19 protein-coding genes and 3 pseudogenes are annotated in these 26,556 nt (G+C 67.5%); 13 read left to right on the forward strand and 9 right to left on the reverse strand.

Features of this window, described 5'->3' with window-relative positions:
- The 3 genes from AB0M54_RS44755 to AB0M54_RS44765 all read left to right on the forward strand — a co-directional run.
- Positions 1-387: CE1759 family FMN reductase (locus AB0M54_RS44755; protein WP_364478841.1), on the forward strand; the 387-nt coding region annotated here is incomplete at its 5' end.
- 664 nt (positions 388-1,051) lie between these two features.
- A complete protein-coding gene (locus AB0M54_RS44760) occupies positions 1,052-1,882 on the forward strand; it encodes a helix-turn-helix domain-containing protein (RefSeq protein ID WP_364478844.1) in 831 nt (276 codons plus the stop codon).
- 72 nt (positions 1,883-1,954) lie between these two features.
- Positions 1,955-3,085, forward strand: coding sequence for an acyl-CoA dehydrogenase family protein (locus AB0M54_RS44765; protein ID WP_364478847.1), 1,131 nt, complete (start codon positions 1,955-1,957; stop codon positions 3,083-3,085).
- On the opposite strand, the pseudogene AB0M54_RS44770 reads toward AB0M54_RS44765, so the two are convergent.
- Positions 3,034-4,338: pseudogene (locus AB0M54_RS44770) on the reverse strand (ISNCY family transposase). The gene AB0M54_RS44765 and the pseudogene AB0M54_RS44770 sit on opposite strands and share 52 nt — an antisense overlap.
- A 296-nt stretch (positions 4,339-4,634) precedes the next feature.
- Positions 4,635-5,876: a tyrosine-type recombinase/integrase gene (locus AB0M54_RS44775; protein ID WP_364478850.1), complete on the reverse strand. Its 1,242-nt coding sequence runs from the start codon at positions 5,874-5,876 to the stop codon at positions 4,635-4,637.
- Positions 5,877-6,350: 474 nt separating this feature from the next.
- Here AB0M54_RS44775 and AB0M54_RS44780 point away from each other — a divergent pair.
- Positions 6,351-6,476: pseudogene (locus AB0M54_RS44780) on the forward strand (transposase); the annotation flags it as partial.
- A 31-nt stretch (positions 6,477-6,507) separates the two neighbouring features.
- Here AB0M54_RS44780 and AB0M54_RS44785 read toward each other — a convergent pair.
- The 4 genes from AB0M54_RS44785 to AB0M54_RS44800 are packed head-to-tail and all read right to left on the reverse strand — an operon-like array spanning position 6,508 to position 14,513.
- Positions 6,508-7,752: a TIGR02679 family protein gene (locus AB0M54_RS44785; RefSeq protein ID WP_364478853.1), complete on the reverse strand. Its 1,245-nt coding sequence runs from the start codon at positions 7,750-7,752 to the stop codon at positions 6,508-6,510.
- Complete coding sequence (locus AB0M54_RS44790; RefSeq protein ID WP_364478856.1) at positions 7,749-11,798, reverse strand: TIGR02680 family protein; 4,050 nt, start codon at positions 11,796-11,798, stop codon at positions 7,749-7,751. The genes AB0M54_RS44785 and AB0M54_RS44790 overlap by 4 nt, the downstream gene beginning before the upstream one ends.
- Positions 11,798-13,018: a TIGR02678 family protein gene (locus AB0M54_RS44795; RefSeq protein WP_364478859.1), complete on the reverse strand. Its 1,221-nt coding sequence runs from the start codon at positions 13,016-13,018 to the stop codon at positions 11,798-11,800. The genes AB0M54_RS44790 and AB0M54_RS44795 overlap by 1 nt, the downstream gene beginning before the upstream one ends.
- Complete coding sequence (locus tag AB0M54_RS44800; RefSeq protein ID WP_364478862.1) at positions 13,011-14,513, reverse strand: TIGR02677 family protein; 1,503 nt, start codon at positions 14,511-14,513, stop codon at positions 13,011-13,013. The genes AB0M54_RS44795 and AB0M54_RS44800 overlap by 8 nt, the downstream gene beginning before the upstream one ends.
- Before the next feature lie 296 nt (positions 14,514-14,809).
- On the opposite strand from AB0M54_RS44800, the pseudogene AB0M54_RS44805 reads away from it, so the two are divergent.
- The 8 genes and pseudogenes from AB0M54_RS44805 to AB0M54_RS44840 form a co-directional block, all read left to right on the forward strand.
- Positions 14,810-15,879, forward strand: a pseudogene (locus AB0M54_RS44805) (IS110 family transposase); the annotation flags it as partial.
- 315 nt (positions 15,880-16,194) lie between these two features.
- Positions 16,195-16,575, forward strand: a complete 381-nt coding sequence (locus AB0M54_RS44810; RefSeq protein WP_364478865.1) for a hypothetical protein — start codon at positions 16,195-16,197, stop codon at positions 16,573-16,575.
- Positions 16,572-17,099, forward strand: coding sequence for a DUF6036 family nucleotidyltransferase (locus tag AB0M54_RS44815; protein ID WP_364478868.1), 528 nt, complete (start codon positions 16,572-16,574; stop codon positions 17,097-17,099). The genes AB0M54_RS44810 and AB0M54_RS44815 overlap by 4 nt, the downstream gene beginning before the upstream one ends.
- 1,159 nt (positions 17,100-18,258) lie before the next feature.
- Positions 18,259-18,822 carry an AAA family ATPase gene (locus AB0M54_RS44820; protein WP_364478871.1) on the forward strand — a complete coding sequence of 188 codons (564 nt, stop codon included), beginning with the start codon at positions 18,259-18,261 and terminating at the stop codon, positions 18,820-18,822.
- A gap of 93 nt (positions 18,823-18,915) precedes the next feature.
- On the forward strand, positions 18,916-19,071 hold the full coding sequence (locus AB0M54_RS44825) for a hypothetical protein (protein WP_364478874.1): 156 nt from the start codon (positions 18,916-18,918) through the stop codon (positions 19,069-19,071).
- 28 nt (positions 19,072-19,099) lie between these two features.
- Positions 19,100-19,540 (forward strand): TOPRIM nucleotidyl transferase/hydrolase domain-containing protein, encoded by a 441-nt coding sequence (locus AB0M54_RS44830; protein ID WP_364478877.1) that lies wholly within the window; start codon positions 19,100-19,102, stop codon positions 19,538-19,540.
- Positions 19,524-20,582 (forward strand): UvrD-helicase domain-containing protein, encoded by a 1,059-nt coding sequence (locus AB0M54_RS44835; protein ID WP_364478879.1) that lies wholly within the window; start codon positions 19,524-19,526, stop codon positions 20,580-20,582. Before AB0M54_RS44830 ends, AB0M54_RS44835 begins: the two co-directional genes overlap by 17 nt.
- A 352-nt stretch (positions 20,583-20,934) precedes the next feature.
- Positions 20,935-22,296 (forward strand): hypothetical protein, encoded by a 1,362-nt coding sequence (locus AB0M54_RS44840; protein ID WP_364478882.1) that lies wholly within the window; start codon positions 20,935-20,937, stop codon positions 22,294-22,296.
- Between the two features lie 368 nt (positions 22,297-22,664).
- Here AB0M54_RS44840 and AB0M54_RS44845 read toward each other — a convergent pair whose 3' ends face one another.
- From AB0M54_RS44845 to AB0M54_RS44855, 3 genes are read right to left on the reverse strand one after another with little or no spacing between them, the layout of a single operon-like run.
- Positions 22,665-23,030 carry a hypothetical protein gene (locus tag AB0M54_RS44845; RefSeq protein ID WP_364478885.1) on the reverse strand — a complete coding sequence of 122 codons (366 nt, stop codon included), beginning with the start codon at positions 23,028-23,030 and terminating at the stop codon, positions 22,665-22,667.
- Between the two features lie 6 nt (positions 23,031-23,036).
- Positions 23,037-24,812: a hypothetical protein gene (locus AB0M54_RS44850; RefSeq protein WP_364478888.1), complete on the reverse strand. Its 1,776-nt coding sequence runs from the start codon at positions 24,810-24,812 to the stop codon at positions 23,037-23,039.
- Between the two features lie 8 nt (positions 24,813-24,820).
- Positions 24,821-25,756: a PASTA domain-containing protein gene (locus AB0M54_RS44855; protein ID WP_364478891.1), complete on the reverse strand. Its 936-nt coding sequence runs from the start codon at positions 25,754-25,756 to the stop codon at positions 24,821-24,823.
- A gap of 331 nt (positions 25,757-26,087) precedes the next feature.
- On the opposite strand from AB0M54_RS44855, the gene AB0M54_RS44860 reads away from it, so the two are divergent.
- Positions 26,088-26,408 carry a DUF5655 domain-containing protein gene (locus tag AB0M54_RS44860; protein ID WP_364478955.1) on the forward strand — a complete coding sequence of 107 codons (321 nt, stop codon included), beginning with the start codon at positions 26,088-26,090 and terminating at the stop codon, positions 26,406-26,408.
- Positions 26,409-26,556: the final 148 nt, after the last annotated feature.

The following is a 26,556-nucleotide window of genomic DNA, read 5'->3' on the forward strand; positions in this document are numbered from 1 at the left end:
GACGCGGTGGCCGCCGCCGACGGCCTGATCGTGGTGACGCCGATCTTCCAGGCGTCGTACAGCGGGCTGTTCAAGTCGTTCGCCGACCTGCTCGAGAAGGGCACGCTGGACGGCAAGCCGGTGCTGCTCGCGGCGACCGGCGGCACCGCGCGGCACTCGCTGGCGCTGGAACACGCGGTCCGGCCGCTGTTCGCCCATCTGCGGGCCGCGCCCACGCCGACCTCGGTGTTCGCCGCGACCGAGGACTGGGGCAACGACACCTCGCTGCCTTCCCGCATCGACCGGGCCGCCCGCGAGCTCGCCACCGAGCTGGAACGCCGCGAGCCGGCCGTCGTCGCCGGCCCGTTCCTGCCGACCACCTCGTTCGAGGACCTGCTCAAGGGCTAGTCATGCTGCTCGGGCACCTGCGTGCGCTGCAAACCGGAGTGGCGGGGACAGGGCCCACGGTGAGTGCTGGTCCTGTCTTTCGGGTGCACCACCAGACGATGGCGGTGATGACGATGACCGTGACGGTGGGGACGAGCTGGTACGGCGTGCCAACGCCGGCTGAGAGCGGTCCTGCAGTGCACCACCGAGATCTACCCGCAGGGATGTGGCCAGGATCAAGCTGAACGTGTTGAGTACGGCGTGGAGCCTGACCGCGATCTCGAGCCCGCCTGTGCGCCAGGTGATGATGGCCAGTCCGGTCCAGAGCACGAAGTGCCAGATGATGATGTACGGATCCGTTGAGCCGTGCAGGGCTGATTCTGATGGCTTGAGACCGCCCCACCTGGACGGCTTTGTCCTTTGCCATCGAGGCTTGTCCCTCGTGCCAGCGAACCTGGGTTCTGGCGTAGGCAGTGTGGAGGCCGGACTACGCCTCATATCGCCGGTGGGGTCCACCATGTCGGCAGTACGGCCGTCCCGGGCTGACCGCCAAACCATCATCGACATCACGATCGGCGTGACCGACCTCGACTCGTCGCGCCCCTGTATCGGCCTGCTGGCCCGGTAGGCAGGCTGGTAGTTTTCGGGCCAGGCTGGAACGTTGGAGATGAGAGATCATTCTTGGGTGGCCTCAGGTAACGATCTTGGAGTCGCGCTCCGGCGCTGGCGTGAGCGCGCGACCCCGCCGAGCGGGTTGCGTTCGGTGGCACGCCGGCGTACGCCCGGGATGCGCCGAGACGAGCTGGCCGCCGAGGCCGGTGTGTCCGCCGAGTACGTCAAGCGCCTCGAACAAGGACACGGGCGACCGTCCGCCCAGGTGCTGTACTCGCTCGCCAGGGCCCTGCGCCTGTCCAGCTCGGAGTACGAGTATCTCTGCTCGCTCGCCGGGCACGTGCCGTCGCGCGCGGGCTGTGTGCCTCATGAGGTGGGTTCCGGCGCGCGGCACCTGCTCGACCGGCTCGGTGACGTGCCCATCTGCGTCTTGGACGCCGCCTGGACACTGCTCGCCTGGAACGCGGCCTGTGAGGCGATGTGCTATTTCTCGATGCTGGTCGACGGCCGGGATCGCAACCTGGCCTGGCGCGCCTTCAACGGCAAGGAGGGATGGAGCCGCGCGGGGTCTGCGACTGAAGCACGTTTTCAGCAGGCGATTGTGGCCGACCTGCGGGTCACCGCCCGGCGGTATCCGGACGACGACTGGGTGACGGACCTGGTCGCCGACCTGATGGCGGCGAGTGAACCGTTCGCCGCCATGTGGGAGTCGCCCGCGGACCACCAGGATCGGCGCTATCGGCTCACCAAGCGCCATCCGGTCGTAGGGGACTTCACGGTCGACTGCGACATCATGACGATCCACGAGGGTGACCTCCGTGCGATCGTGTACACGGCGGAGCCCGGCTCGGTCGACGCCGTACGCCTGGCCGCTACCCGCGCTCGGCGGGCCCATCCGGGCTGACGCCACACCTCGCCCAAAGCGTGCCCATCCGGGCTGACGCTGCTCCTCACGCAAAGGACGAAATTTACCGCTATGAATGAGTTGTTGCTGGATGCTGCCCGCAAAACGGTGCCGACACTGCTGGAGAACGCGGAGCGTACCGAACGCGACCTGACGCCGGCGCCGGACAGCGTGGCGGCGGTGCGGGCCGCCGGACTGTTCGCGCTCACGGTGCCGAGCGCGGCGGGCGGGTCGGAGGCTGATCTGGTTACGCAGGTGGAGGTGCTCGCCGAGCTCGGGCGTGGATGCCCCTCCACCGCGTGGGTCGTCGGCCTGAACGCCGCGAACAAGGGCGTGGCCCGGCTGATGCTGCCCGACGCGGCCCAGAACGCCGTCCTGGCCGACCCGGACGCGGTGTTCTGCGCCACCCAGGTGGCGTCACGGGGGAGCAGCGGCGTGCGGGTGCCCGGCGGTCTGCGGGTCTCCGGGCGGTGGGCGATGGCGTCCGGTTCGGAGCTGGCGTCCCTGGCCATGATCACGGTGCCGCTGCCGGACGCTGCGACACCGGTGCCGGCCATGACTCTGGTGCCGCTCTCCGACCTGTCGGTGGATCGGACCTGGCGTGCGGCCGGTCTCGGCGGTACGAGCAGCCATACTCTGGTGGCCGAGGAAGTTTTCGTGCCGGACGGTTTCGTTACTTTCCCCGACGCTTTCCGGCCGATCCCGCCGGAGTCGATGTTCGCGGGCGGCCTGACGGCGCTCGCCCCGATGATCGGGGCGACCCGCGGGGCGCTGGACCTGGTCGCGGACGCGATCGCCGGCGGCCGGGCGCCGTACATGACCACCTACGCCCGGGTGGCGGACTCTCCGCTCGGGCGGTACTGGTTCACCGAGGCGCGGCAGCGCACCGATACCGCGATGCGGCGTACGGTCCGAGTAGCCGAAGTCGTCGACGGGCTGCCGCCGGGCAGCGAACTGCCGGTGACCGAGCGGGTCGAGCTGCGTGTCGAGCTGTCGACGGCGGCCCGGGAGTGCCGCGAGGCGATGGAGTTGCTGCTCGACCTGCACGGGGCGAGCGGGTTCGTGGAAGACAACCCTCTGCAGCGATTCTGGCGGGACGTCGCCGTCGGCACCCGGCATCCGTTCTTCACGCCGTACATCCTGGCCGAGGACTACGGCCGGCTCGCGTTCGACGTGCTGCCGACCGCGTCGCTCGCCCTCTGAGGATCCCCCCTCAAGCCGGGGCGATAGACGCTGTACGCCGGCGTTTTTCGCCCCTCTGACCGGGCGGTCGCGGATCGACCTTTGCGTGGGATTGCCACCGTTGTCACGCCGGCGTCGAGTAGGTCGGCCTCGACGCCGGCTTCGCCGTAGTCGCGGTCTGCGGTCACCGCTTGCGGTGTCCTGCCGGCCTGTTTGGTGATCCGTTTGATCGCGGGTGCCAGTTGTGGTGCGTCGGCCGGGTTGCCCTGCTCGACGGTGTGGTCCAGGACGATGCCGTCGATGTTGTCGATGATCTGCGCTTTGTAGCCGAACTCGATGGGCCGGCCGAGGCGTCCCTTGACGATCGGGCGGGCGTCCGGATCATGCAGGCTGACCAGGCGGGTCGCGGCGTCGGGTTTACCGCCGGCCAGGCGTAGGCGGGCTTGGGCGATGACGATGCCGGTGCGCTGGATCATGACGGCGAGTTCGTCGATGGCACGGCGGAGCTGTCCGCGTGACCGCCCGGTTACCCGGGTCAGGACTCGGCGGGCGTTGCGTAACACCGCTTACGCCTCGGTGGAGGTCTGCTGAGCCAGCCCGGCCAGATGCCCGGTCATCCTGGTGACGGTGGCGTGCGCCTGCTCGCGGGCCTGAGCGTTGCGCAGACGCAGATGGGCTGCGATCGCGCGGACCCACCGTCCGGCCGCCCGGCTACGGTCCCGGAACGCGGTGCGTGGCGCGGCACCGGCGGCCTGGATCCGCTTGACGATCCGCGACATCCTGGTCACCGCCTTGGCGAGGAGCCCGGTGTCGGTGGGGTAGTCAACGTTCGCCGACACCACGGTGGTGTCGGCGCGCACTTTTCCCGTCTTCACCACCCGGGCCTCGGTCGCCTTGGCCAGCAGTTGTTCGTTGAGCGCGGTGATCGCCTGGTCCCCGCACCGGGTGGTCAGCTTCATCAACGTGGTCGGGTGCGGCAACCGGCCGTCGATGTCGATGCGGCAGAACCGCCGCCACGAGATCGAATCGGTCACCTCGGCGAACAGCGACTCATAACCGAGCCGGTAGCGGTGCTTGAGGAACATCAACCGCAGGTAGGTTTCCATCGGGATGCTCGGCCGGCCCATCCGCGTCGAGAAGTGCGGCACGAACGGGGCGAAGAACCGCTCGTCCAGCCACGCATCGACGCGTTCCAGCTCGACGGGCAGCCGCAGGCACACCTCCGGCAGTACCGACTCCCACAACGACGGCTGCACATTCCGAGTCCGCAGCATCACGCAATCCCTTGCGCTACAACGACTTCCTGTCATCGACCATGATGACGAACCGGCGTGGCCGACACAGCCGGCCACGCCGACAACCATCGATCTACTTTCAGGTCGAAGGAATTAGCGGGAAGCTGCCGTTACCCGGATGCGCTGAGGTTGGTCGCCACACCTGGGTCTGGGCCTGCGCCCCGACGGAAGGCGCCAAACTAAGCTGCGTCTTGCCTCAATGCTGGTTTCATTCCGCGGTCCCCACGCGGCAAAGCTGCTCAGGGAATGGACCCGCATGGTGCCTTACCTGCGGGCTACGGACAACTACGTCGACCCCAGCCACTTCGACTGAAGCGCCAGGCGCCGCCGCCTATCTTCCGTCGATAGGCGGTCGGCGTCGCATGTGACCCAGCGCGAAGGCCCACCCGACGCACAGCCCTTACGGCGACGCATGCCGTACGAGGCAGCCGCTCGTCCAGATCGGCGAGCCGGTGGTGCTCGCCGTGCGGGAGCAGATGGCCGTAGATGTCGAACGTGGTCTTGATCGAAGCGTGGCCCAACCGCAGCTGGATCATGTAGAAGTCCCAGGCTGCGTCGATCAAGTACGCGACGTGCGAGTGCCGCAGGTCGTGAAACCGCGGGACCTTGTGCAGCCGGCTCTCGCAGCCGCACGTCGAGACCGCCGATCGGCGTGCGCCGCCGGCCGAAGGGTGCTGCTCGCAACGGCCGGCCGCCACGACCGATGGCTGCCAGAACCGGTACCGGAAGTTGTTGGCATCCCACGGGCCACCCTCCGGAGCGGGAAAGATGAGCTCGTCGGATCCTTTGCCTACGCGGAGGTGTGCCAGCAGCGCGGCGGTGCTAGGCGCGAGCCCGACCGAACGCCATGCCGCCGCCGTCTTCGGCACGCTGAAACGCCCTCCGCGCTGCAAGGTGTGCTCCACCCGCACCAACGGTGTCTTCCCGCCGAGCTTCACCGCGCCGGCGCGCAATCCGAGCAGTTCACCGAGCCGCATGCCAGTCCCCAGCACCACCCTAACGAGATCCCGGATCTCGGGTCGGCAGTGGTCCACCAGGATCGTGGCCTCACTTGGGGTGAGGAAACACGCTTGGTGAGGCAGCAGACGGGGAAGGCCGTTGCCGCGTTGCCCGGCCGGGCGGGCCAGCGGGTTGTCCAGCCGGTAACGCGGCACGGCGTCACGCATCACCTCGCTGAACACCGCCCAATGCTTGTGTACCGTCGCCGGGCTCAGCGTGCGGGCCAGGCCGGCTTTCCAATCGTCGAGATGATCAGCCCTGCTGATCTCCCCGACCTGGAGGTGCCCAAGGTCAGACACCACCCGCCGGCGCAGCATCCGCGCGTACTCGGCGTGCGTGGACGCCGCGACGTCGATCTTCCGGAGCAGCCACCGCTCGATCCAATCAGCCAGCAGCGGCGTCGGCACCGGAAGATGGGCCTTGACCGCACGCGGGTCGATCGCCGCGTACACCTCGACACCGGTCACCCGATGCTGCTTCGCCTGGACGAACTGCTGAGCGGCGAGCGCCTTCACCATTGATGGTCCGCGGAACGTGCAGCACTGCCTGGCGCCGGAGCGCCCCGCCTGCCAGCGGACACAGAACGAATTACCTCGAATCTCTATGCTTGCCATAAATCGAGCCTTACTCGGCTTCGGCGCCGCCGTGTACGCCAATAGGGGAGAGGTCAACTGGTTCAGCGCTTCCCCCTAGCCCTTCCGGTAGCATCAAATCGCTCAGAGGGATGATTCGAAGCGCCGATGCAAGTGGACCTGGTCCCCGGTACGCGCCATCTACCACCGGCTGGTGGCAACCTCATCGTGAGGCCCGCCTGATGATCAGGGCGGTTCCGTCGGCGCCGATGGAGACCACCTGACTGCTCGATGGAGTCGGCTGAGGCCGTCGGCGCCATAACCGATTCGACGCTCGAATGTATGGCCCTACCCTCCCTTCGGCGAGGTAGCCGTACAGACGATGTGGCGGCGACGATCGGTGGGGTCGCGGCGACGAAAGACGCCGGCAAGAGGGTGCCTGGCCGCAAGCGGTGCCTGGCCGCAGACGCCCTGGGTTTGATCATCGCGGTCGTGGTGACCGCGGCCTCGGCGACCGACAACACCATCGGCTTCGACCTGCTCGACAAGGTCGTTCCCGCTTTGATGGAGTGGGAGATCAGCTCTTCGTCTGCAGGTCGGTCAGGAGACTCTCGATCAGGGCTTCCTCGTGGATCGAGATGCCGAGTTCTGACATGGCCTCGGCCAGGTCCAGGTCCCAAGGGGAATGAGCCGGTCGACCCGTGAGCGGTTGGCGGGGTATGCTGCGCGCCGCCGCCTGCTCAACCGCCGCTCGGTAATAGGATGCGGTGAATTGCCAGGGCCGAGTGGGGTAGCGCGTCATGATGCGGTTGGCGATGGCCAGGCCGGGCCAGTCGAAATCGCCGTGATAGGCCAGTTGGACCTGGCCCGACGTGGTTATCGCGTCGAGGAGGGCCAGGGTCACAGTGGTCGGGTTGCCCATCGTGCAGACCATCGGGGCCACGATTCCGTTGTCCAGGGCGGCTTCGAGGACGCGGGGGTTCTCGCACACGAAGACTGTTCGGTGCGGGAGCCTGAGCGGGGTGATCCGGCGCACCTCTCGTAACGTCAGGTGGGCTTCGGCGCGTTCGTGCAGCCAGGGGACATTGTCTGGACGAAGGCCGTAGGTCAGGACCGTGGTGGCGATCGTGTCGCCGGCCACGCCTGCGGCATCCCACAGGGCACGGCGTTCGGCGGCACCAGCAGGGATGTCCGTGCTGCCGGTCAGGGCGAGGGCCAGGCCGCGCAGGACCAGGCGATTCAAGGTCGTGTCGTCGTCCAGGCCGTGCGCGGTTCCGGTGACGACTTGAGCGAGTTCGCCACGGGACCAGGTGCGGGAGTGTGCGCCGACGGTCAGCCCGAGGGCTGTGGCGGCTTGACCGATGATGGTGCGCACGTCTGCAGAGGGCAGCCGTGCGGGCAGGCCCTGACGCCACAGCCGGTCCAGCCATTCCGATGTCCATGGGCATCCATCGAGGCCAGCAGCCAACAGGGCGGCGTTCGCGTGCTCGTGGAGTAAGGCTCGCCGTTCCCGCTCTACCGCGGCGTCCGTACGGCGATCTTGGACCGGGCCGATGACGGCCTCGACCACGCCGAGGAGGCCGGTTCCGGCTGCTGTGGCCCGCAACTGCTGGTCCAGTTGAGACAGGTCCACAGTGTGGGTTGCGCCCACGATGCGGTCGAGGAGTTGGCCGAAGGCTTCACGCTGCGCGTCGTCGAGGTTGGTCAGGGTTAGGCGGCCGCGGGCGACGCGGCCGTTCTTTGACAGCCGGGTGTGGGCTGAGGCCCAGAGCAGCCGTAGCTGTGGAGACTTCAGATAGGTGAGGGCGCCGCTGGGAATCATTCGGCGAGCACCGTGCGGCGTCGGCCGTCCCAGCGGAAATGTAGCGTCGCTACCCCTGGCTGGGCGGGGTCGCGCAGGCACTCGTAGATGCCGAGCGACGGCACTTCCGGGAAGCAACCCCACAGTCGTTCGCTCGTCAGCACCGCGTCCAGGTCTAGGTCGACCAGGAGGCCGAGCAGCCGGCCGTGGGTGGGCTCGTCGACCTTGGCAAAGGCGTCGTCCAGCAGGATCAGGCGGGGCGCTGGCGGGTAACTCTCGCCGACCGAAGTGAAGTGGGCGGCTGCGGCCGCGAATAGGACCAGGTAGGAAACCACGCGCTGCTCGCCCTGCGACATCGCTGTCCGGGCCGACAGGGTGCGCTCGCGGTCCGGCCGGGCCTGGTCGGTGACCTTGACGGTGAACGAGAACCAGCTGCGGTAGTCGAGCGCCGCCCGCAGGTGGACGGCGTACCCAGCGGACGGGTCGGAACGGCGGGCGTCTTCGACCCGGCGGGCCAGGGCCTCCCGCAGGCGGTCGTTGTTGTCGCGCGTCCGCAGGTCCAGCGGGGTCCGGAGCAGGGCCACCGCGCTGCGAGTGTCGGCGTCCGAATCCTCGCGTAGCGTCCAGACCAGGCGTGCGCCCAGGCCGTGGGAGGTGCGGACCTCGGCGAGGGTGGCGTTCATGGTGGCGACGAGGCGTTCGGCCGAGCGGATCTGCCGGGACAGCGCGTCGCCCAGCTCACCGAGCAGGAACCGTTCGAAGGCGTGTTGTTCCCGCTCGGCCACGGCGGAGCGCTTTTGTGTCAGTTCCGCACCGAGCCGGGTTGTGGCCGCGGCGATGGGATGTTGCCCGATGTCGTCGGTGATCTCGACGACCTTCACCCCGTCGCGGTCCTCCCAGACCAGGTCGTAGCCGCCCGGCAGCCGGCCTCGGACGTCGGTGTATCGCTGGTGCAGACCATTCTCGCCGAGGTCCTGCTGCGGCCGGCCGAGCGCGTCCCGCAGCCGGCCGGCGAGTTCGTCGAGCTGCCGGATCCGTTCGGGCGGTGTGCCCGTCGCGACCTCCACGGGCAGATCGGCGGCCAGGTCGAGCGCGGGTCGGACTCCTGGGAGGGCCAGCACCCGGGGGAGCGCGGTGCCCGCCTCCAGAGCAGCCTGCTCGTGCTCGGTCAGCCGGAGACGGTCCTGGTCGCGTATCTCCGCGGTCCGGACCCGATGATCCCGGCTCTCCTCGTATTTCCGGCGGGCAGCAGGAAGTCGCTGATCGGCGTCCCGTACGCGTGTCTTGGCGGCGGTCTCCTGCCGCAGAATTTCCGCCGGTTCGACTCCCAGGGACTGCTCGAGCACCGCGAGCTCCTGGTCGGCGGCGAGATGGTCCTCGGCGGCGACACCGGCGAGATCGCCGGACTCTGCTGCCCGTGCGACGGCGATGCCATGCTTGCTGATCAGATCGCGGTACGGGCCGAGTTGCTTGACGAACTGCCCGATGTCGCGACCTTGGCGGGGTAGATCGGCGGCGAGCTGACGCAGCCGCTGGTCAACGAGGGCGAGCTCGGTGCGGTCGGTCGGCAACAGATGAGCGGCGGCCGCCGACTCGGCGGTGGCCCATCGCTGGTCGGCGTGGCCACGCAGGTCACGGGCCCGGCGCCGAGCCTCGGCGACCTGTCGGACGAGTCGTTGCACCGCCTTCTCTGCCTCGTCGTGGCGCGTCCAGCTCTGCCGCAGCGCCATCCCGTCGGGCAACGCGCGCAGAGTCTCAGTCAGCTCACGCCTTTGCTGGTCGACAGCGACGAGCTGATCGTGGAGCCCGGTTAGCCGCGCGGTCAGATCGTCGATGCGGGCTTCCAACTCGGCGAGCCGTCGCCGGCGCAGGGCCTCCCGATTGGCGGCACCGACGTACTCGGCCTCCGGCTTGCTCCACGCACCGTGCGCGACGCCGAGGCGCCAGCGGCCATCGGCGGCGATCCAGCTCGTCGCCGCGCTTTCCGAGCCCCAGCCGATGCCGGCCAGGAGGGTGGCGACTGGTTCAGCGCCGGGAACGACCACCAGGGCGTCCCGCAGAGAGGCGCCGGACACGGGTGGCGCCGGGCGCAACACGATCTCGCCGCTCGCCGGATCCACCACCGTGCCGTCGGCGGCGAACACGCCGTCGATCAGGCCGCTGGACTCGAGCGCCGCCTCCAACCCGGCTCGGCTTCGATCGTCGAGGTGGTCGGCGAAGTCGATCAGCCGGAACAGCGGGCTTCCGGCGGGGGCTTCGGCACTGCGGAACCGCGATCGGGGCGGCTCCGGATCGGTCAGTGCGCTCCAATGACGGTGCTCATCGCGTACGGAATCAAGGTCCTTCTTGAACTTGATCTGCTCCTCGCGCACCATGTCACGCCGGGCCTCCGCGGTGGCCCGCAGCGGCTCCGCGGCGGCCTCGGCCGCCTGCCGCACCGATGCCGGCGTCTCCGCCGGCATCGGGTCCTCGGTGAGCAGGGCCGCTCTGACGTCGACGAGATCGGCGTCGGCCAGCGACGGCCGCGTCAGCCATTGATGTACGGCGGCAGCGAAATGACTGCCGGCGGTGACGAGTTCGGCCGACACCTGTTCTAGCCGGCCCCGAGCATCCGCTTGCTGGCCGTCGAGCAGGTCGCGCTCGTCCTCGGCTCGGGAGGCCGTCGCCGCGGCGGCTTTGGCCTCGTCGAGCCGCTCGCCGACATCGGTGACCGCCGACCGGCGGCTGCGGACCGCATCCTCCGCAGCGGTCATGCGGGCGCGGTGCTCCTGGAACTCCTGCTCGGCCAGGGTGTGGTTCACGATCTCCAGGGACGCGTGGTCGGGGACGCCCATATAGCGCAGCTCCGGCTGGACACCAACATGGCCGACGTCGACTCCGGAGCCGATGGCGAGCTCTCGCAGCTGGCGGTGGCCCTCGCGGAGCTGGGCGACGGCGGACGTGAGCCGGCTGCTCTCGGCGTGGAGGCGTTCCACCAGAGCGTTCAGAGACTGCCGATCCGCAGACGCCGCCACTGTGGCTGACCGGGCCGCCGCCAGAAGCGCCTGCACCGCCAGACGGCGTTGCCCCAGCTCTTGAACGGCCCGGTAGCCGGCGCTCTCCCGGAGCGCTCGCAACTCGGCTGTGGATTGCCGTTGGATCTGATCCCATCGGCGCACCTCGGCCTGCGCTTGCTCTTCGGCTTCGAGCGCCTGCGTGACCTGTCGTTCGGCCTGACCCGCCTGACGCCGCTGTGCCAGCAACCGGCTCAGGGCCTCGTCGACCGCATGCACCCGGCGGCGCAACTCGCCGCGCAGATAGCTGCGGTAGGCCCCCATAAGCTCGGACAAGGCTCCGTGAGTGGCCTCCAGCCGGCCCAGATCGGCCCGAACCGTCTCCAAATCGTCGAGGTTGTGGGCGACCGAATCGAGCACCTCGTCGTCGACCGGGGGCAGCGCCTCGCCCAACTCGGTGGTGAGCTGGCCCGCTTCGATCCGGTCGCCGATGGTGGGCCGCCGCAGGCGGTAGAGCAGGTGGACAAGATTGCGGTACCGGCCGGGATCGGTGATACCGAAGACCTCCCGGCCGACCCGGGCCCGGTAGTCGCGGGCGCTGGTGATCATGGCACCTTCACCCAGGATCTCCCGGAGCCGATCGACCGGCACCGGCTGATGTTTCTCGACCAGGTCCAAGCCGGCGCCCACCCGAGCCGGGGTGATGAAGTACATCAACCGCGCTTCGGCCGTCGACGAAGACCACCGCACGACCGCTCCCAGGGTCAGGAACAGCTCCGTACCCTGGTCGTCGACGCGCCGCAACTCGAGCCAGAGGAAGCCCTGCCGGTTGACGCCGGTCGCGCCCTCGCTCATCAGCCAGCGGAACGTCGTTCGACCACCTCCGGTGGCATCCAGCCGCTTGGTATCGCCGTCGAGCAGGAACGGCAGCAACAGCTCGAGAGCCTTCGACTTGCCGGCACCGTTCTTGCCGCGCAGCAGCAGCCGGCCGTCCTCGAAGTGGAACACCTGGTCGTCGTACTGCCAGACATTGGCGATGCCGGCCCGGTGCAGACGGAATCGGTACGGGTGCATCAGCGGGCCGTCTCTGTCGGGGCGTACCGGGCTGCTGCGGCCAGCAGGATAAGAGTGCCGTCAGGTGCGCTGCCACGCAGGCCGCGGGCATCCACAGCTCGCTCGACGGCGATCACCGACTCCTCCGATTCGGTGTCCGCCACAGTCGGTGCCGAACGGGCCATCAGGCCCATGCTGATGAGTAACGCGACGACCGCCTCGCGCAGCAGGACCGGATCGGCGACGTACTGGGCCGCCCATCTGCGGGCATGACGGGCGGTGAGCTCGATCAGAATGCCGTCCAGAAGCGCCTCCGCGACCGGCACCCCCACTGTGAGAGCGCCGGGATCTGGGCGAAGCCGCTCGGCCAGGGTGCCGACCGCGAGGAGCGCGGCCTGGGCCACAGTGCCGTTACCAGGAAACGCCACATCGGACAGATCTTCGTCCGGGTCGAGCAGAGCCGCGCCCTCCGCCCGCAATTCAGCTTGCAGGCCCAGATAATCGAGGTACGAACGTTCGTCGCGGCGTTGCTCCCGGCGCAGCCAGACTCGATCGGTGGCGGTCAGGTCGTCAACGTAGATCACCGGCTCCTCGCACAACCGCCGCCGCACCCGGTGCCGCGAAGCGCCCTGGCCCGGGTCGGCAGCATGGCCGACGAACTCCTCGGGGGTGGCGGCTCGTCCGGGTGGCGTAGCCATCAGGTGCGCCACGATGTCTCGCTCGACCGTGAGCAGCGCTTCCACCTGGTCGTCGTCGGCGTATCCGGCCACGCTGCCCTGCTCCTCCTGAAGTGCGGACCACGCGACCATCTGCCGCAGCGCAGCGCCGAGGGCGCGCCGCTCGGCGGGCCGCTGCACGTCGCCGAGGTCGATGCCGGCTTCAACGGCGGCTGCCCGGATGTCCGCGACGAGCTGGGACAGCAGCACCTGCTCGGGGCAGGTGAGCAGCACAGCCGTCGTCAGGGCGAGATACGCGTACATCCGCGGGGTGAACGGCCCGGTCGGACGCTCCAGCGCCCGACCCCGGCCCGGGCCCAGTCCCGGCTTGAAAAGCCGGGCGAATCCGGCCTCGACCACGAGGCGATAGCCGAGGAACGTGCCGAACCATGTCCGCAACCACTCGGCGTGCCGGCGCACCAAGGCGAAGTCGTCGCTGTCGGGCAAAAGCAGCGGTGCCGCGAACAGCGCGCGGATCGCCCGGCGACGCTCGGTGTCCAGCGCGATGTCGTGGTCGTCAGTCAACGGCAGACTCCAGCCGGGCGATAGCTATGTCGATGTCCTGCGTTATGAGGTCGCCGGTCGCCGACCGTAGGGTGATCTGGTGACGTGGCTTGCTGATCAGCTCACAGCGCACGGCGAGATCCAGATTGACGGTGATCGCATTCCCGAGTCCCGGATCGCCAGCGCCCAGAGCCTGGGCCATCAACTCCAGCAGCAGGCGGATCGCTGGCTCGGACAGCCGCACCGCACCCAGGACCGCTGCCGCTGACAGCAACTCAGCGGCAGCCTCTGCGCGCTGCCGATGCTCCTCCTCCGCCTGGTTGATCAACGCCTGCCGCTGAGCGCTGCGGTCGACGATCCCGGACACTCGGCCTCGGGCGGCCCGGGCGCCTCGATCGCGCAGCGACACCGGGACTTCGACCGCCGGGGTCGGCCACCAGCTCGTGGTCGCGGCGACCACGAGCTGAGGATCGGACGCGATACCGAGGTGGCGAGCCGGGTACAGCCCATACGCCGAAGTGAAGAGATCAGCAGCGGTGTCCTCGGTGGCCCCGTCCAGCCAGGCCGCGAGCCGCAGTAGCTCCCGCCGCCGGGAAGCGCCCTGCCCGACGGACCGGATCATCCGCTTGGCGTTCGCCAGCAGCGACTGCAACGCCCGCATGGTCGCGTCACGCAGTTGGGACACCTCACTGCGCCGTCCGTCGACATCACTGAACCAGGCCCGCAACCCGGCCCAGTCGGCCAGGTCGTGACCGCGGCTGTGTTGCACCGCGACTCCAAGGCCGGTGGCGGCCCCGGCCAGGCCACCGTCGCGCAGCATCGTCACAAGATCGGGCAGGAGCGGCTCCAGCCGGTCGAGCTGGCGTTCGATGCGGGGCGTAAGCAGGACGATCTCTTCGGTGATCGACTCGATGTAATCCAGCAGGAGGTCCTTGAACCCGGAGTATTCGGCGCTGTCGAGGTCGTAGCGGGCGAGCACCTGGCCGAGGAACGCGTAGAAATCGCGGACCGAGTCGCGGAACGTCCAGAACTGGGCGAAGACCGTGGCGACCGTCTCCCGGGCCGTGACGGTGTCGATGCCGCCCGGCTGTTCAAGACGACCAGCCAGGTCGGTCAGGCCCTGGCTGATCAGACCCAGCAGCTCCCGGCTGATCTCCCGCGCGGCGTCGGCGCTGGACAGCACCTCATCGGCTTGGCGCTGTACTCGCTCACCCAGGGGCGTCAGTTGAAAGCGCGACCGGGTGCGCTGGTACTCCTCGATGCTCTTGACCCGGACTGTGTGGGAGCTTGGGAGGAGGTTTCCCCAGGTGACTAGCTTGTTGAGGCGGCTCACCGCGGTGTCGAGCGTGATAGTGAGGTCGTTGGCGGAGAGTTCTTCGGCGACCTGCTGGGCGGACAGATCTGTCATCAGCGACCTGGTGAAGAGACGCATGATTGCCAGGTAGTGGGCTCGCTCCGGCACGGTCAGATAGATGAAGGCTTCGAGACGATCCAGCTCTTCGTCCGTCTCGCCCACGCTCCGACAATATGCGACCACGACCGGTGGCGGTAATCCGGTTAGCTGCTCCGCCCGTTACCTTTTGATCGTCCCCAGCCGGGGGCTGCTCGGTCGCTCGGTCGGTTTGACTTAGTTAGTGCCCCTGTCGTACGCATGATCCGGGGCGGGTGTCGCCGGGCCGGGTGGCGTCGGCGAGACCGCTGATGGGGCCCCGGCCACCCGATCCTGGGTAGGTCTCTCCGTAGCGTGGCTGCCGGCAGTCCGACGCTCGGACCAGCGGCCGAGCCCATGATGGACATGGTGGGAGACCAGACGTGAGCGACGAGTACGGCTTATTCCTGGGCTTGGACGTCGGCAAGAGCGACCATCATGCGGTCGCGCTGGACCCGGCGGGCAAGCGGCTGCATGATGCGGCGTTGCCGAACACCGAGGCTGGGTTGCGCAAGCTGTTCGACAAACTCGGCCGGCACGGCCGGATCCTGGGGGTGGTGGACCAGCCCGCTTCGATCGGGGCGCTGCCCGTTGCGGTCGCTCGAGGGTGCGGGCAGCAGATCGCCCATCTGCCCGGCCTGGTGATGCGCCGGCTCGCTGACCTGCACCCGGGCACCGCGAAGACCGACGCCCGTGACGCCTATGTGATTACCGACGCCGCCCGGACGCTGCCGCATACGCTGAGCCGCGTCGACGCCGGCGATGACCCTCTCGCCGAGCGAGAGATGCTGGTCGGCTACGACGATGACCTGGCCGATGAGGTCACCCGCGTCTCCAATCGCATCCGCGGGTTGCTCACCCAGATCCATCCGCCCTTGGAACGTGTTCTGGGTCCGAAGGTCCAGCACCCGGCGGTCCTGGAAGTGTTGTCGCGGTGCGGCGGGCCTGCCGGACTGCGCAAGGCGGGCCGGTCGAAGCTGACCGAGGTCGTCAAGCCCGTGAGCTCCGCGCATGGGCAACCGCCTGGTCGAGCAGATCTTCACCGCTTTGGACGCCCAAACCGTGGTCGTTCCCGGCACCGCCGCGGCCGAGACCATCCTGCCAAAGCTGGCCGACAGCCCGCGTGATCTGCTGAAACAGCGTGAACAGATCGCCGTCGCCGTCGCCGTCGCCGTCGCCGTCGAGGTCGAGGTCGATGCTCACCCTCTCTCCTCGGTAATGATCTCGATGCCCGGCGTCGGGGTCAGGACCGCAGCCCGGATCCTGCTCGAAGTTGGCGACATCGCAGTGTTCCCCATCTCCGGCCACTTGGCCGCGTACGCCGGCCTGGCCCCCGGTCACCCGCCGCTCGGGCACCAGCATCCGCGGTGAACACCCGTCCAAAGGCGGCAACAAGCAGCTGAAACGCGCGTTCTTCCTGTCCGCGTTCGCGGCCCTGGCCGACCCGCTCAGCTCTCCACCAAACCCGGGGCTTGACAAGACCGTGGAGATGCATGCCAGGTGAGGCCCGGAAGACGTGTAGCCGGATTCAAACAACCTCAGGCTCCGACATCCGCATGTCGATGCGCGGGTCGCCGAAACCGGCGAGCGGTCCGCGAAGGGCAGCGGGTTGTAGCTTGGGCAGCAGACCCGACCGTCGGCTGGACCTCGGGTGGCCGGTTGGTGGGTACTCAGGCGAGTTCCTCAGGGCCGCGTTCTGCACATTCGGGTGGCTCGGGTTCGTAAGATCGATCAGAGCGAAGCATGAGAGGTAGAGGTCCAAGCAACCATGACGTACCAACCGATGACGATGGTGGATCTCGCCGGCCATCTCTCCCGACACCCCGACGAGAAAATCCGGTGGAAGCACGTCTGGGAGTTCCTCGAGGAGTACCGCTGGGAACAGGCCGACAAACAAGCCGAGCTGCTACTGGATGAGCCACCCGCAACAGGCGACACGCGATGGGACGTCTTGCTCGGCGCCTTGGCGGAGCACCTCGCTGCGAAACTTGACCTGGCGCCTCCCGGCTGGTCGAGACCTCGGATCCTCGCTACCCCGTGGTTTCCCTCTACGCTGCCGTCCAAGCGCATGGAGGCGCTCGTCTGGGCGCCGGCCGCCTTCCGCAAGCACGGCGTCTATCTTTCCGTACGGGACTTGGATGCGGCGTGAGCGATGACGGCCTGCTCGGCAGAGCCGAACTCGAGCGGGCCTTCTCAGCGCTCGGCGACCGGCTGGTCCGCCGAGGCGTCGTAGCCGACCTGTTCATCGTCGGCGGTGCCGCGATGGCGCTCGCCTACGACGCCGACCGGGTGACACGAGACGTGGATGCCACGTTCCTGCCGCATGGCATCGTCTTGGAGGAAGCGCGCAACGTGGCGGAGGCGATGGGCTTACCGCCGTGGTGGCTCAACGATCAGGCCAGCGCGTATGTCTCCAACCAGCACGACGCGGGAAAGCGCGAAGTATTCGACCACCCCGGCATTCGGGTGATGGCCGCGTCTCCCGAGCATGTGTTCGCGATGAAGGTATTCGCCTCCCGGGGCCGCGACGAGGACGACCTCCGTGCACTTGCCCAGATTATTGGGATCTCGACCGTCGAGGCGGCACTGCAACTCTGCCGCAGGTTCTTCCCCGATGAAGAGATTCCCGCCAGATCGATGGCGATGCTCGAGGATTTATTCGCTTCGCAATGACGAGGCGTAATTCTGTCGTGTCAGAATCGTGGAAGTAGCGTCTGGCAGTAGGTGAATGCGCCTACAACTGCCACGACGAGCAATGCGGCGGTCAGCATGGTTACGTCGGCCCGCCGTAGCGCTGGGAGAATGACGCTGACGCAAGCAGGTTCACAAAGGCGCAGGTCAGGTACGGTGAGGGAGGTGCCGGAAGGGTGATGTTGTTGGACCCCTTTACTCGGCCGAGTATACTTTTCAGTGACCTGGTAAAACGTTTGTTAGCACGTCGCTGGGCCCTCTAAATGCTGGGGGTCAAGGGGTCGCAGGTTCAAATCCTGTCAGCCCGACAAAAAGTAGGCGGTGACCTGCGGAAACGCAGGTCACCTTTTTCGTAGGCGAAGACTTGCTCACTGAAAACCCACCGTTTTTGAAATCGGTCGCTGGTTCTGTGGCGGTCCGGTGGTGGTCTTCGCGTCGTCCGACACGAGGTTGGTGCATGATGATTAGGCAACCGTCGGGCCTCACCTAACGGCGGCCGCCAAGTCATGCCGGAGTGCCGGGAGCGAGTGGGATTAACTGCCGTTGTCGGCGAGAAGCGGTGTTCAAGCTGCCCGCGAGAGCCGGTGCCCCACCGGCGGACGTTGCCGGGCTGTCGCGATCGACCAGGCAATGAACGACGGGTGAGAGATGACCGTAGGTGGCAAACGCGTGCGTCCTGTCGATGGTCGGCCTCATGTACAAACGTTAACGGGCTCAGCCGTTTCCGGCAGCACCCGTTCAGGCGCTTGGCGCCGGGCCTGGCCGCCTGGTCACGTCCTGCACGGTCGTTCTACGTCGAGGCGGAGCAGGTTCGGCGGTCAGGTCAGCGAGGTCGATCAGCCGGTATCAGCGCCTGGAACGGGCGGCCGGCGACTGTTGATGGCGGCCGTCGTGGCGTGCCGTCGCGATCGGGTATGCGCTCCCGGCGCCGGTGAGCCGACCGGCTCCAAGGCAGAGGACCCATCACCGGGATTTCGACAATGGACAGCCTCCTTTTCGCACACGGCGTGTGACGGTCACCGGTAAGATCCGGGCGGCCTAATGAAGATCTATGAGCAGGGCGCGTGCCGGCCTCGTGATCTCGTCAGTCGCCAGCTCTGTTGCATCCCACCGTCGCCGAGCGCCAGGGAGTCGCCGCGCCGTGCTCAAGAAGATCATCATCAAGAACTACAAGGTGTTCCGCGACTTCACGCTGGAGTTGAACCCCGGCATGAACGTGATCGTCGGCGACAACGACGTCGGCAAGTCCAACCTCCTGGAAGCGATCAACCTCGCCCTGACCGGCCGGCTCCGGGGCAACCAGATCGCAGCCGAACTGTCGCCGTTCCTGATCAATCTCGACGCGACGCGTCAGTACATCGCCGCGATGCGCTCTCGTCGCACGGCGATCCCGCCGGAGATCCTGATCGAGGTCTACTTCGACGACACCGACGATCTCGCGGCGCTGAAGGGAACCAACAACTCCCTGCGCGAGGCCGCACCGGGTGTCAAGGTGCGCATCGCCTTCAACGACGACTTCCTCGACGAATACGCGGAATACGTCCGGGATCCGGCGCAGATCACCTGGGTGCCCACCGAGTACTACCAGGTCGACTGGTCCAACTTCGCCGGATCGGCGGTCACCGCTCGCGGGGTTCCGGCGACCGCCTCGCTGATCGACGCGACAGCCATCCGGCTGCAGAACGGCGCGGACGCCTACCTGTAGTCGATCATCGGTGCCAGCCTGGAACCGCGGGAACGCGTGGAATTGTCCCGGTCGTATCGGAGTCTGCGGGAGACCTTCAGCGAGATGGGGCCGGTGAAGGAGATCAACAACAAGCTGGCAGGAGAGCGCGGTGAGATCAGTGACCGCGACCTGACACTCGCCATCGACATCTCGCAGCGGGCCGGCTGGGAACGCAGCCTCGTCCCGCACCTCAACGAGCTGCCCTTCCCCCTACGTCGGCAAGGGTGAGCAGAGCAGCCTCAAGATCCTCCTCGCCTTGAACGAGAAGATCGTCACCCGCGCCTATCACGACGAACACGGCCGCGACCCGATCGCCGACGGGGTGGACGTGATCAACGTCCGCGGCCTGTCGGCTGCCCGGTTCCTCGACCTCGCCGTGCCGCTCGCCAAGCCCGTCGCGGTGGTCAACGACAACGACGGCGACGCCGCGAAAATGAGGCAGAAGTACGTCGCGTACACCTCCCACAGCTTCATCTCGATCCACGTCGGCGCCGGTGACGAGAAGATCCTAGAACCGCAGGTCCTGGCCGCCAACGGCCTCGAGCGCATGAACGAGGTCCTCGGCAAGAAGTACGAGACCGGGCAGGAGATGCTCGACCACATGAAGGCGAACAAGACCAGTTGGGCGCTGGCGGTGTTCGAGTCCGAGCAGGCCATCACCATGCCGCAGTACATCCGCGATGCCGTCCGGGGGTAACCGCGCGGTCATCGCCGCCGCCGGATCACGCAAGACCCAGCTCATCATCGACGCCGCGCTGGCCGCCCCCGGACGTCGGGCGCTGATCACGACCTACACCCAGGAGAACCTCGCCCAGATCCGCCGCCGGATCATGGAGATCAACGGAGTGATCCCCGGCCACATCACCGCCACGACCTGGTTCCCGTTCCTGATCCACCAGGCGGCGCGCCCGTTCCAGAACAGCGTCACCGGCCGGATCGATCACGTCCGGTCGCTGAACTTCGAGGGCAGCCGGTCGCGGTTCGCCCGCCGCGACAACGTCCTCGCCTACTACTTCGACCGCAACGGCGACCTGTACCGCGACGGGGTCGCCGACTTCGCCTGCCGCGCCGACGACGCCTCCGCCGGTGCCGTCATACGCCGTCTGGAGGCGATGTACGACGACATCTACATCGACGAGTTCCAGGACCTCGTCGGCTACGACCTCGACTTCGTCGACAAACTGTTCGCCTCGACCATGGGGATCACCGTCGTCGGGGATCCCCGCCAGCACACCTTCGCCACGAACAACGGACCCCGGAACAAGAAGTACCGCGGCGCCGGAATCATGGACTGGATCAACCAACGACAGCGCACGTGCGACCTTGAGATGCGCGCCGAGAGTTGGCGATGCCACCAGACGATCTGCGACTGGTCCGACCAGCTCTACCCGGCGATGCCCGCCACCATCTCCCGGAACCTGACGGAGACCGGCCATGACGGGATCTTCAAGGTCTCCAGGGATGACGTGCCCGCCTACGTCGCCAAGTACTCACCGAAGGTTCTCCGGGACCGCGTCACAGCCTCGACGCTGGGACTGCCGGCCATGAACATCGGACTTTCCAAGGGCAGCACCTTCGATCGTGTGCTGATCTTCCCCACGCAGCCCATGATCAAGTACCTGAAGACCGCGGACCTCTCAGCTCGGCGAGCACCTGACCGCCTCTACGTAGCGGTGACTCGAGCCAGGCATAGCGTGGCATTCGTAGTTGGCCCTCAGGAAGCGGACTATATTCCTTGACCCGGCCGATCGCGATGACCGCACCAGGCGTGCGGCGAGTGGCTGCAAACTCAGGCCATCACCGGCGGTTACGGCGAACCGATGCGGCTCGTCATCGCTGGGAAGTCGAACGCAGCACCCGCGAACAGCTGCAACACAACCCAGCGGAGGAACCTCTTTCGCTCGCCGCTCAATCTCGATTCGTGCACCGGTCGACGTCGGAGGCAAACTGGTGGTTTCAGGTTCTGAAGCATGATCCGAATGGCACCTGGCCGAGACGAAAGTGTTTGCGCGGTCGGCAGCCGTCCACGATCCTGTAGGGCTGGCACCGCGCTGGCCGTCCCGAGAGGGACGTACAAGAGGCGGGGTCGGCGTGGACAGCCAGGGTTTTGATCAGCGGGTAGCAGCAGTCGAACCGCTGGTGCGAGCGGTTCTCGGTAGGCTCGCCAGCGATGAGGAGTCGCCTCGGATCGACCGGCTCCCTGACAACAAGCACTGGTGGCGCTATGGACAGGAGTCGTTCGTCGGCCTGCGTCCGCGCGCCTGGCTGATGCCGCCGTACGTTCCGATCGTCGGCTGGCTCGACACCTTCCCAGAGATGAAAGCTGTTCGGGCCTCCTATGCCGCGGACCCTGTGCGCGGTCCCCGAATCGACGCCCTGCTCGGGACGATGGTGTCCCGGACCGGTCGTAACTTCGACTGGCTGTTCATCCAGCACGTCATCGAGCCGATGGTGCTGTCCACCGGCAGCTACGAGTGCCGCGCGGACGTCTTCCGGCGAGTGTACGGACAGTTCGAGCTCGGCTTCGGCGCTACCACGATCACGATGATGGAGTTCCTGCCACTCAACGGCTTCGAGTCGGCATTGCCTCGGCTGGAACTGCCCGACGGACTAATACTGCAGCCGATGAGCGACGGCCAGATGGATCATGCGATCAGCGCACTCGCCGTGCCAAGAGTCGCCGCCAGCAGTGTCAACGGAGCGCAGATCTCCCGCCTGGATCAGTGGGCTCTGACCCGGTCGCGCGTGGTGGAGGTGGTGGCCGGCCATGTCGATGTGATACCGGCCGACGCGGAACCGTTTCCGACCCTGCTGGAGCCCGCCTCGTGGTTGATCACAGCATTGCGGATCGTCTGCGGCGGTTCGGCCATCACCACCCGCCCAATGTATGCACAGGACGACGACGAGTTCCCCATCCTGCGCGGCGCGCGGGCAGTGCTGACGTCGTTCGCGGCGGCGGACAATGCCCGCCCGACTCGCCTCATGCCGGATGACGCCGACGCCGTCCGCGTTGTCTACCTGGCGCTTCGCCTGCCCGACGTCCAGCAGGACCGCTCCTTGCAGGTGGCGATCCGGCGCCTTGTCATCGCGGGCACGAGGAATGACGACAGCGACCGGCTGATCGACTTGTCGATCGCCGCCGAGGCGCTGTTCATCCAGCGTGGAAATCTCGCCGGGCCGACCAAGGGAGACAAGATCGCAGCCGGGGCCGCCCAGCTGCTCGGCAACGACCCGCAGGTCGCCGTAGGCCCGACTGAGATCGGCGATTTCATGGCCGAGATCTACCGGGCACGCAGCGCCGAGATCCATGGTGTCGGCCAGCCCTACAACCGACTACGGCGGCTGTCCGGAATGCCGACCGAATCGCTAGCGTTGGCTGTCGCCGACGCGGAACTCGTAATGCACCGGGCGGTCTACCTGGTCCTACAAGACCACGTGAACGCTGCGGTTTAGCCGTCACGACTCAAAGCCCGCGCACCGGTCACAAGCAGCACGCTCGACGCCCCCGACCGCAGTTACGCCGACTAACCGACGCTTCCTCGGCGGAAGATCCGATGAGGGGGCCTGACCACTCCCGCCACCGAGGTAGAGGTCTGGCATCACCTGAACACTCGATAGAGCACTCCGGTCACGACGGGAGAGGTCATGGGAGCAGACGCAGTAAGGCGCTCACGCTGTACAACGCCGTTGAGCTGCGCAGACGTGCTCCTCGACACTGTTCGTGGAAACTCTCCTGCGCGAAAGGCGGTTCGCTGCCGATGAGTCATCGGGACAACGATGCCGCGATCGTTGTCCAGTCGGACAGTCCACGCCATGTCGTGTCAACCCAGGTGCCGACTGATCAGCTCGGCGAGTGTCAGCACGGCCCCGACCAGTGTAGTGCCGGCCGTCACCCGGCCTGCCAGCCGCCGCAGCAACGTGTCGACAGCGGCCGGGTCGGGGGTGGGCCCGGCCAGCTCGCGCTCGATGCACGCCAGATCGTTACCGGCGGCGGCCTGGTCGTCGACCGCGCTCCGGTCGGCGCCGATGAGTCGGCGGACCTCGTCGAACTGCTCGGCGATGACGGTGGCGATGACGGGCGGCGCATGTTGAGTCTGGTGGACCGTACCGCCGGACACGCCGATCGCCGTGGGGCCGTGGAACGTACTGCCGGTGATGGTGAACCCGTCGCCGCCGGTCGGGGACATATCTCCTCAGTTCTGTAGCTGGGTGACGCTGCCGGTGACGCCGATTGCGGTCGCGGCCTGGAAGGTGCTGCCACTGATGTGGATCGAGTTGTCCTGGATCACGCTCACCCGGCGGCTGAACTCCGCCGTGTCGATGTGGTGCCGCTCGAGGTGGTCGAGAACGGACTCGGCGGTCACCCGCTCGATGAGTTTCACGTATTTCTCCGCATCGAGCTTCTGGAGGTAGGTGACCGGTTCCGGTTCGGCGGCCAGGGTGCGGACGCTGAGCCGGGCTCCGTAGTCGTACCGGCGGAACTCCCGGCTCGCCCGTTCGGCACGGTTCATCCGGGACCGGCCGGTGGACACCCGCCAGACGCCACGCCCGAGCCGCCAGGGTGCGGCTGCGGTATCGGTGACCCATCCTCGCCAGGCCTGGCCGATGGCACGTCCCCACTGCCGCCCCGCGCTGCCGTGCAGCGCGTCGAGCAAGTGATAGCGATGCTGCACTGGTGGCAGGACGGTGGCGACGAACTCGACGTACAACAGCCCGCCCTCGACGGCGAGATGGACGAAGGCCGAGACGCCGACTTCCTGGTGGCGTAGCCGGGCCACGACTCGGCCGTCGTCGGTGCGCACCGCGTTGTCGGCCTCACCGGCCACCACATTGCCCACCACCACTCGCTGGAAGTGGCGGAGGCCACCCTGCGGATGGCGGATGATCGCGTCGACCGTCGCCGGAGCGGCCACCGGGAAGGTCAGTCGTTCCCGGCCGCAGACGAGCTCGTCGTCCAAGTCCAGCAGCCCGTCCGCGACGATGTGCGGAACCAGGCAAGTGCCGGGCACCCGCTGTTGGTGCGACAGATCCTCGTCGCCGAGTTCCATGAGCCGACGCCGAACCTCGTCGTTGATCTTCAGCGGGTCGAGCATCACCGGCTCGCCCGGGGCTCCGTCCCGGCTGTGGCGGCGCAGGCGGAGCGCGAACGACCAGGCGCGGACGACATCTCCGGTACCGAGAAAGGGGTCCGCCGAGTGCACGGTCACGTTGCCGTACTGCGCGGTGGCGACCCGGGCGACGCGCCGGGCGATACGCGCGTTCGGCAGCGGCGGTAACACCGGATACTCGCTGTGGGCCAAGCTGGACGTGAGGATCCGGTACGTGATCACGTGATACCCGACGAGAACGGCGAGGGTCAGCACGGCCAGCGCAACCGGCCCGGCGGCCAGGTGCCATACCGCCTCGCCGGTGCGTGACGCGAGATCGAGCAGCGCGTCACCGCTCAGATCGTCGCGGCTCAGCCCGGTGAACGGGCGCAGGGCGGCACCGGCTTGTCCGGCCAGCGGCAGTCCGAAATAGACCAGGGCGGCGACCAGGAACGGCGCCCAGCCGAGTAGATGATGCAGAATGACGGGCAGGAACACCCGCTGCCGCCGGGACGGCCGCCGGGTGCGGACGAATCGGACCGTGTGCATGAGTGCCCCGACCGTCAGCAGAGTGATCGTCGGCTTCTGCACGTACCCGAGGCCCGCACCGAGCAGCCCGGTCAGCAGCGCATTACGCAGCAGGAGGATCCGCCGGGCCTGATAGCAGTGGCGCACCACCGCGGCGAGGTCGAAGCCGAATGACGGCGCCACGGCGCGGTGCTCGTCCTCGATCACCTCGCCGATGACCTGGTTGGCGAATTCGCCGTTGACGTACGGCGCGCAGCACAATTGCCGGGTCTGCTCCGTGAGTGGCACTGCGGTCTGCTCCGTCACGCGGAACCCGAACGGCCCCGCCACCGCGCCGGAGTGTTCCGCGCTCACCCCACGACTCATCCGATGTCCGCACAGTGCAGGTGCACCGTGGTGTCCGGCGGCATCAACAGTCCGGAACCCGGCGATTGTCCCTGTACGGCTCCGGTGGTGCCGCCGATCAGACGCGGCCGCATCCCCGCATCGATCACCTCCTGCATGGCCGCTTCGCAGCTCAGACCCCAAACGTTGGGCACCACCACGGAATCCGTCGTCGGGTCGACGGAGGGATCTGGCTCGGTGGAGATGCTCGGCTCGTCCGCCGGGAAGGTATCCGAAAAGATCCCGGACGGATCGTCTCCGGAGGGGTCGTCCTCGAGCTCCGGCGTGGACTGCCTCCTCTTGCTCGAACGTGACGGCTTCACCTCGCCCGGGACCACCGCCTCGGACGGGGACTGCCTCCTCTTGCTCGAACGTGACGGCTTCACCTCGCCCGGGACCACCGCCTCGGACGGGGACTGCCTCGTCTTGCTCGAACGGGACGCCTTCACCTCGCCAGGGACCACCGCCTCGGACGGGGACGGCGTGGGACGGGGTGACACGGCCGGCGCGGGCACGATCGGATCGACGTCTGGACGGCCCTCCGTCGGCTCGGACACCGGTGGAGCCTCGGTGATCGCCGACGGGGACGCCGGCGAGTCGGTCGCCTCCACCGCGCCGACTCCGATGAGCAGGACGACCGTCAGAGCGACTGCCACGGTCAGCACCGTCATGAGGACCGACCGATCGAACGCCAACGGGGAGGACGGATCAGGCGTCACACCGAACAGCGCGACATCGGTCGCGGAGTCCACCCCGGACAAGTTGATATTGCAACGCGGACAGCGCTGCCATCGGCGCCGAACGTCGAGATGACACGATGGGCAACGCACCGAGATCCAATCGTCCGCCCGGGCGTGAAGGTTGAATGCGTCCCGGGTCGAATAACTACTAACGGACCGATATCCGGTACGCAATTCGCGGAGCGAGACAGCCCCCGTTCGAGCTACTGAATTGGCCGATCAAACAAAGGATGCCTCAGCCGATCATCGGTCACCCGGGAGTCGCCGCGCGGCGTCACGGTTCTTCCTCGGCGGACTCGTCGGGCCAGCGGCAGCCGGTTTGAAGCACAATGGGCTGCTCGTAAGTGCGCTGCTCGGGATCGGTCTGAGCATTCGCTCGGCGCTACTGACCAGGAGTACGCGCCGATCCTGGTCATTAGGCTGCTCGGGGGTCAACGTCGAGCTTGCCTACGAAATCCGCTTCTAGCAAGGAGATGAAGCCACGGCGGGTACCGCACTGGACGCCATCAACAGCCGGCCGGCGAGCAAGGAGGCATACACGGCCCTGGTACACGTACTGGACCGGCTCGGCCCCTACGAGGTGCAGAACAAGAAGACCTCGCTGCACATCGCGCATCGGCGGGCGTTCCTGGGCGTGCACCCACGTGCCACCGGACTGCTGCTGACGATCGTGACCACCACGGCGCTGGACTCCACCCGCGTCCGCAAACACGAGCAGGTCTCGGCGAACCGATACCACAACGAGGTGCTGCTCACCGGCGCGGATGACATCGACGACGAGCTCACGAACTGGATCACCCAGGCATACGCACTGACCACGACATAGCCCGCAGATCCTCACTGTTGGCGACGAATCTCTCACTCGGCGTCAACGCAACCAGCGGATCTGGCAGCGTGGCGAGTTGGCAGCAACGACGGCTGGTCAGCCCGGCCAGGCGTGGGGCTGCCGAGGGGTTATCCGGTTGCCGTCCGGG

Origin of the sequence: Actinoplanes sp. NPDC051470, from assembly GCF_040682035.1 — a bacterium.
Taxonomy (GTDB): domain Bacteria; phylum Actinomycetota; class Actinomycetes; order Mycobacteriales; family Micromonosporaceae; genus Actinoplanes.

What these genes read in the sequence shown, in the direction of transcription:
- AB0M54_RS44765 (WP_364478847.1), top strand. Translation starts at nt 1,955, where the DNA reads ATGAATGAGTTGTTGCTGGATGCTGCCCGCAAAACGGTGCCGACACTG.
- AB0M54_RS44775 (WP_364478850.1), bottom strand. Translation starts at nt 5,876, where the DNA reads ATGGTGAAGGCGCTCGCCGCTCAGCAGTTCGTCCAGGCGAAGCAGCAT.
- AB0M54_RS44785 (WP_364478853.1), bottom strand. Translation starts at nt 7,752, where the DNA reads ATGATTCCCAGCGGCGCCCTCACCTATCTGAAGTCTCCACAGCTACGG.
- AB0M54_RS44790 (WP_364478856.1), bottom strand. Translation starts at nt 11,798, where the DNA reads ATGCACCCGTACCGATTCCGTCTGCACCGGGCCGGCATCGCCAATGTC.
- AB0M54_RS44810 (WP_364478865.1), top strand. Translation starts at nt 16,195, where the DNA reads ATGACGTACCAACCGATGACGATGGTGGATCTCGCCGGCCATCTCTCC.
- AB0M54_RS44835 (WP_364478879.1), top strand. Translation starts at nt 19,524, where the DNA reads ATGCCGTCCGGGGGTAACCGCGCGGTCATCGCCGCCGCCGGATCACGC.
- AB0M54_RS44845 (WP_364478885.1), bottom strand. Translation starts at nt 23,030, where the DNA reads ATGTCCCCGACCGGCGGCGACGGGTTCACCATCACCGGCAGTACGTTC.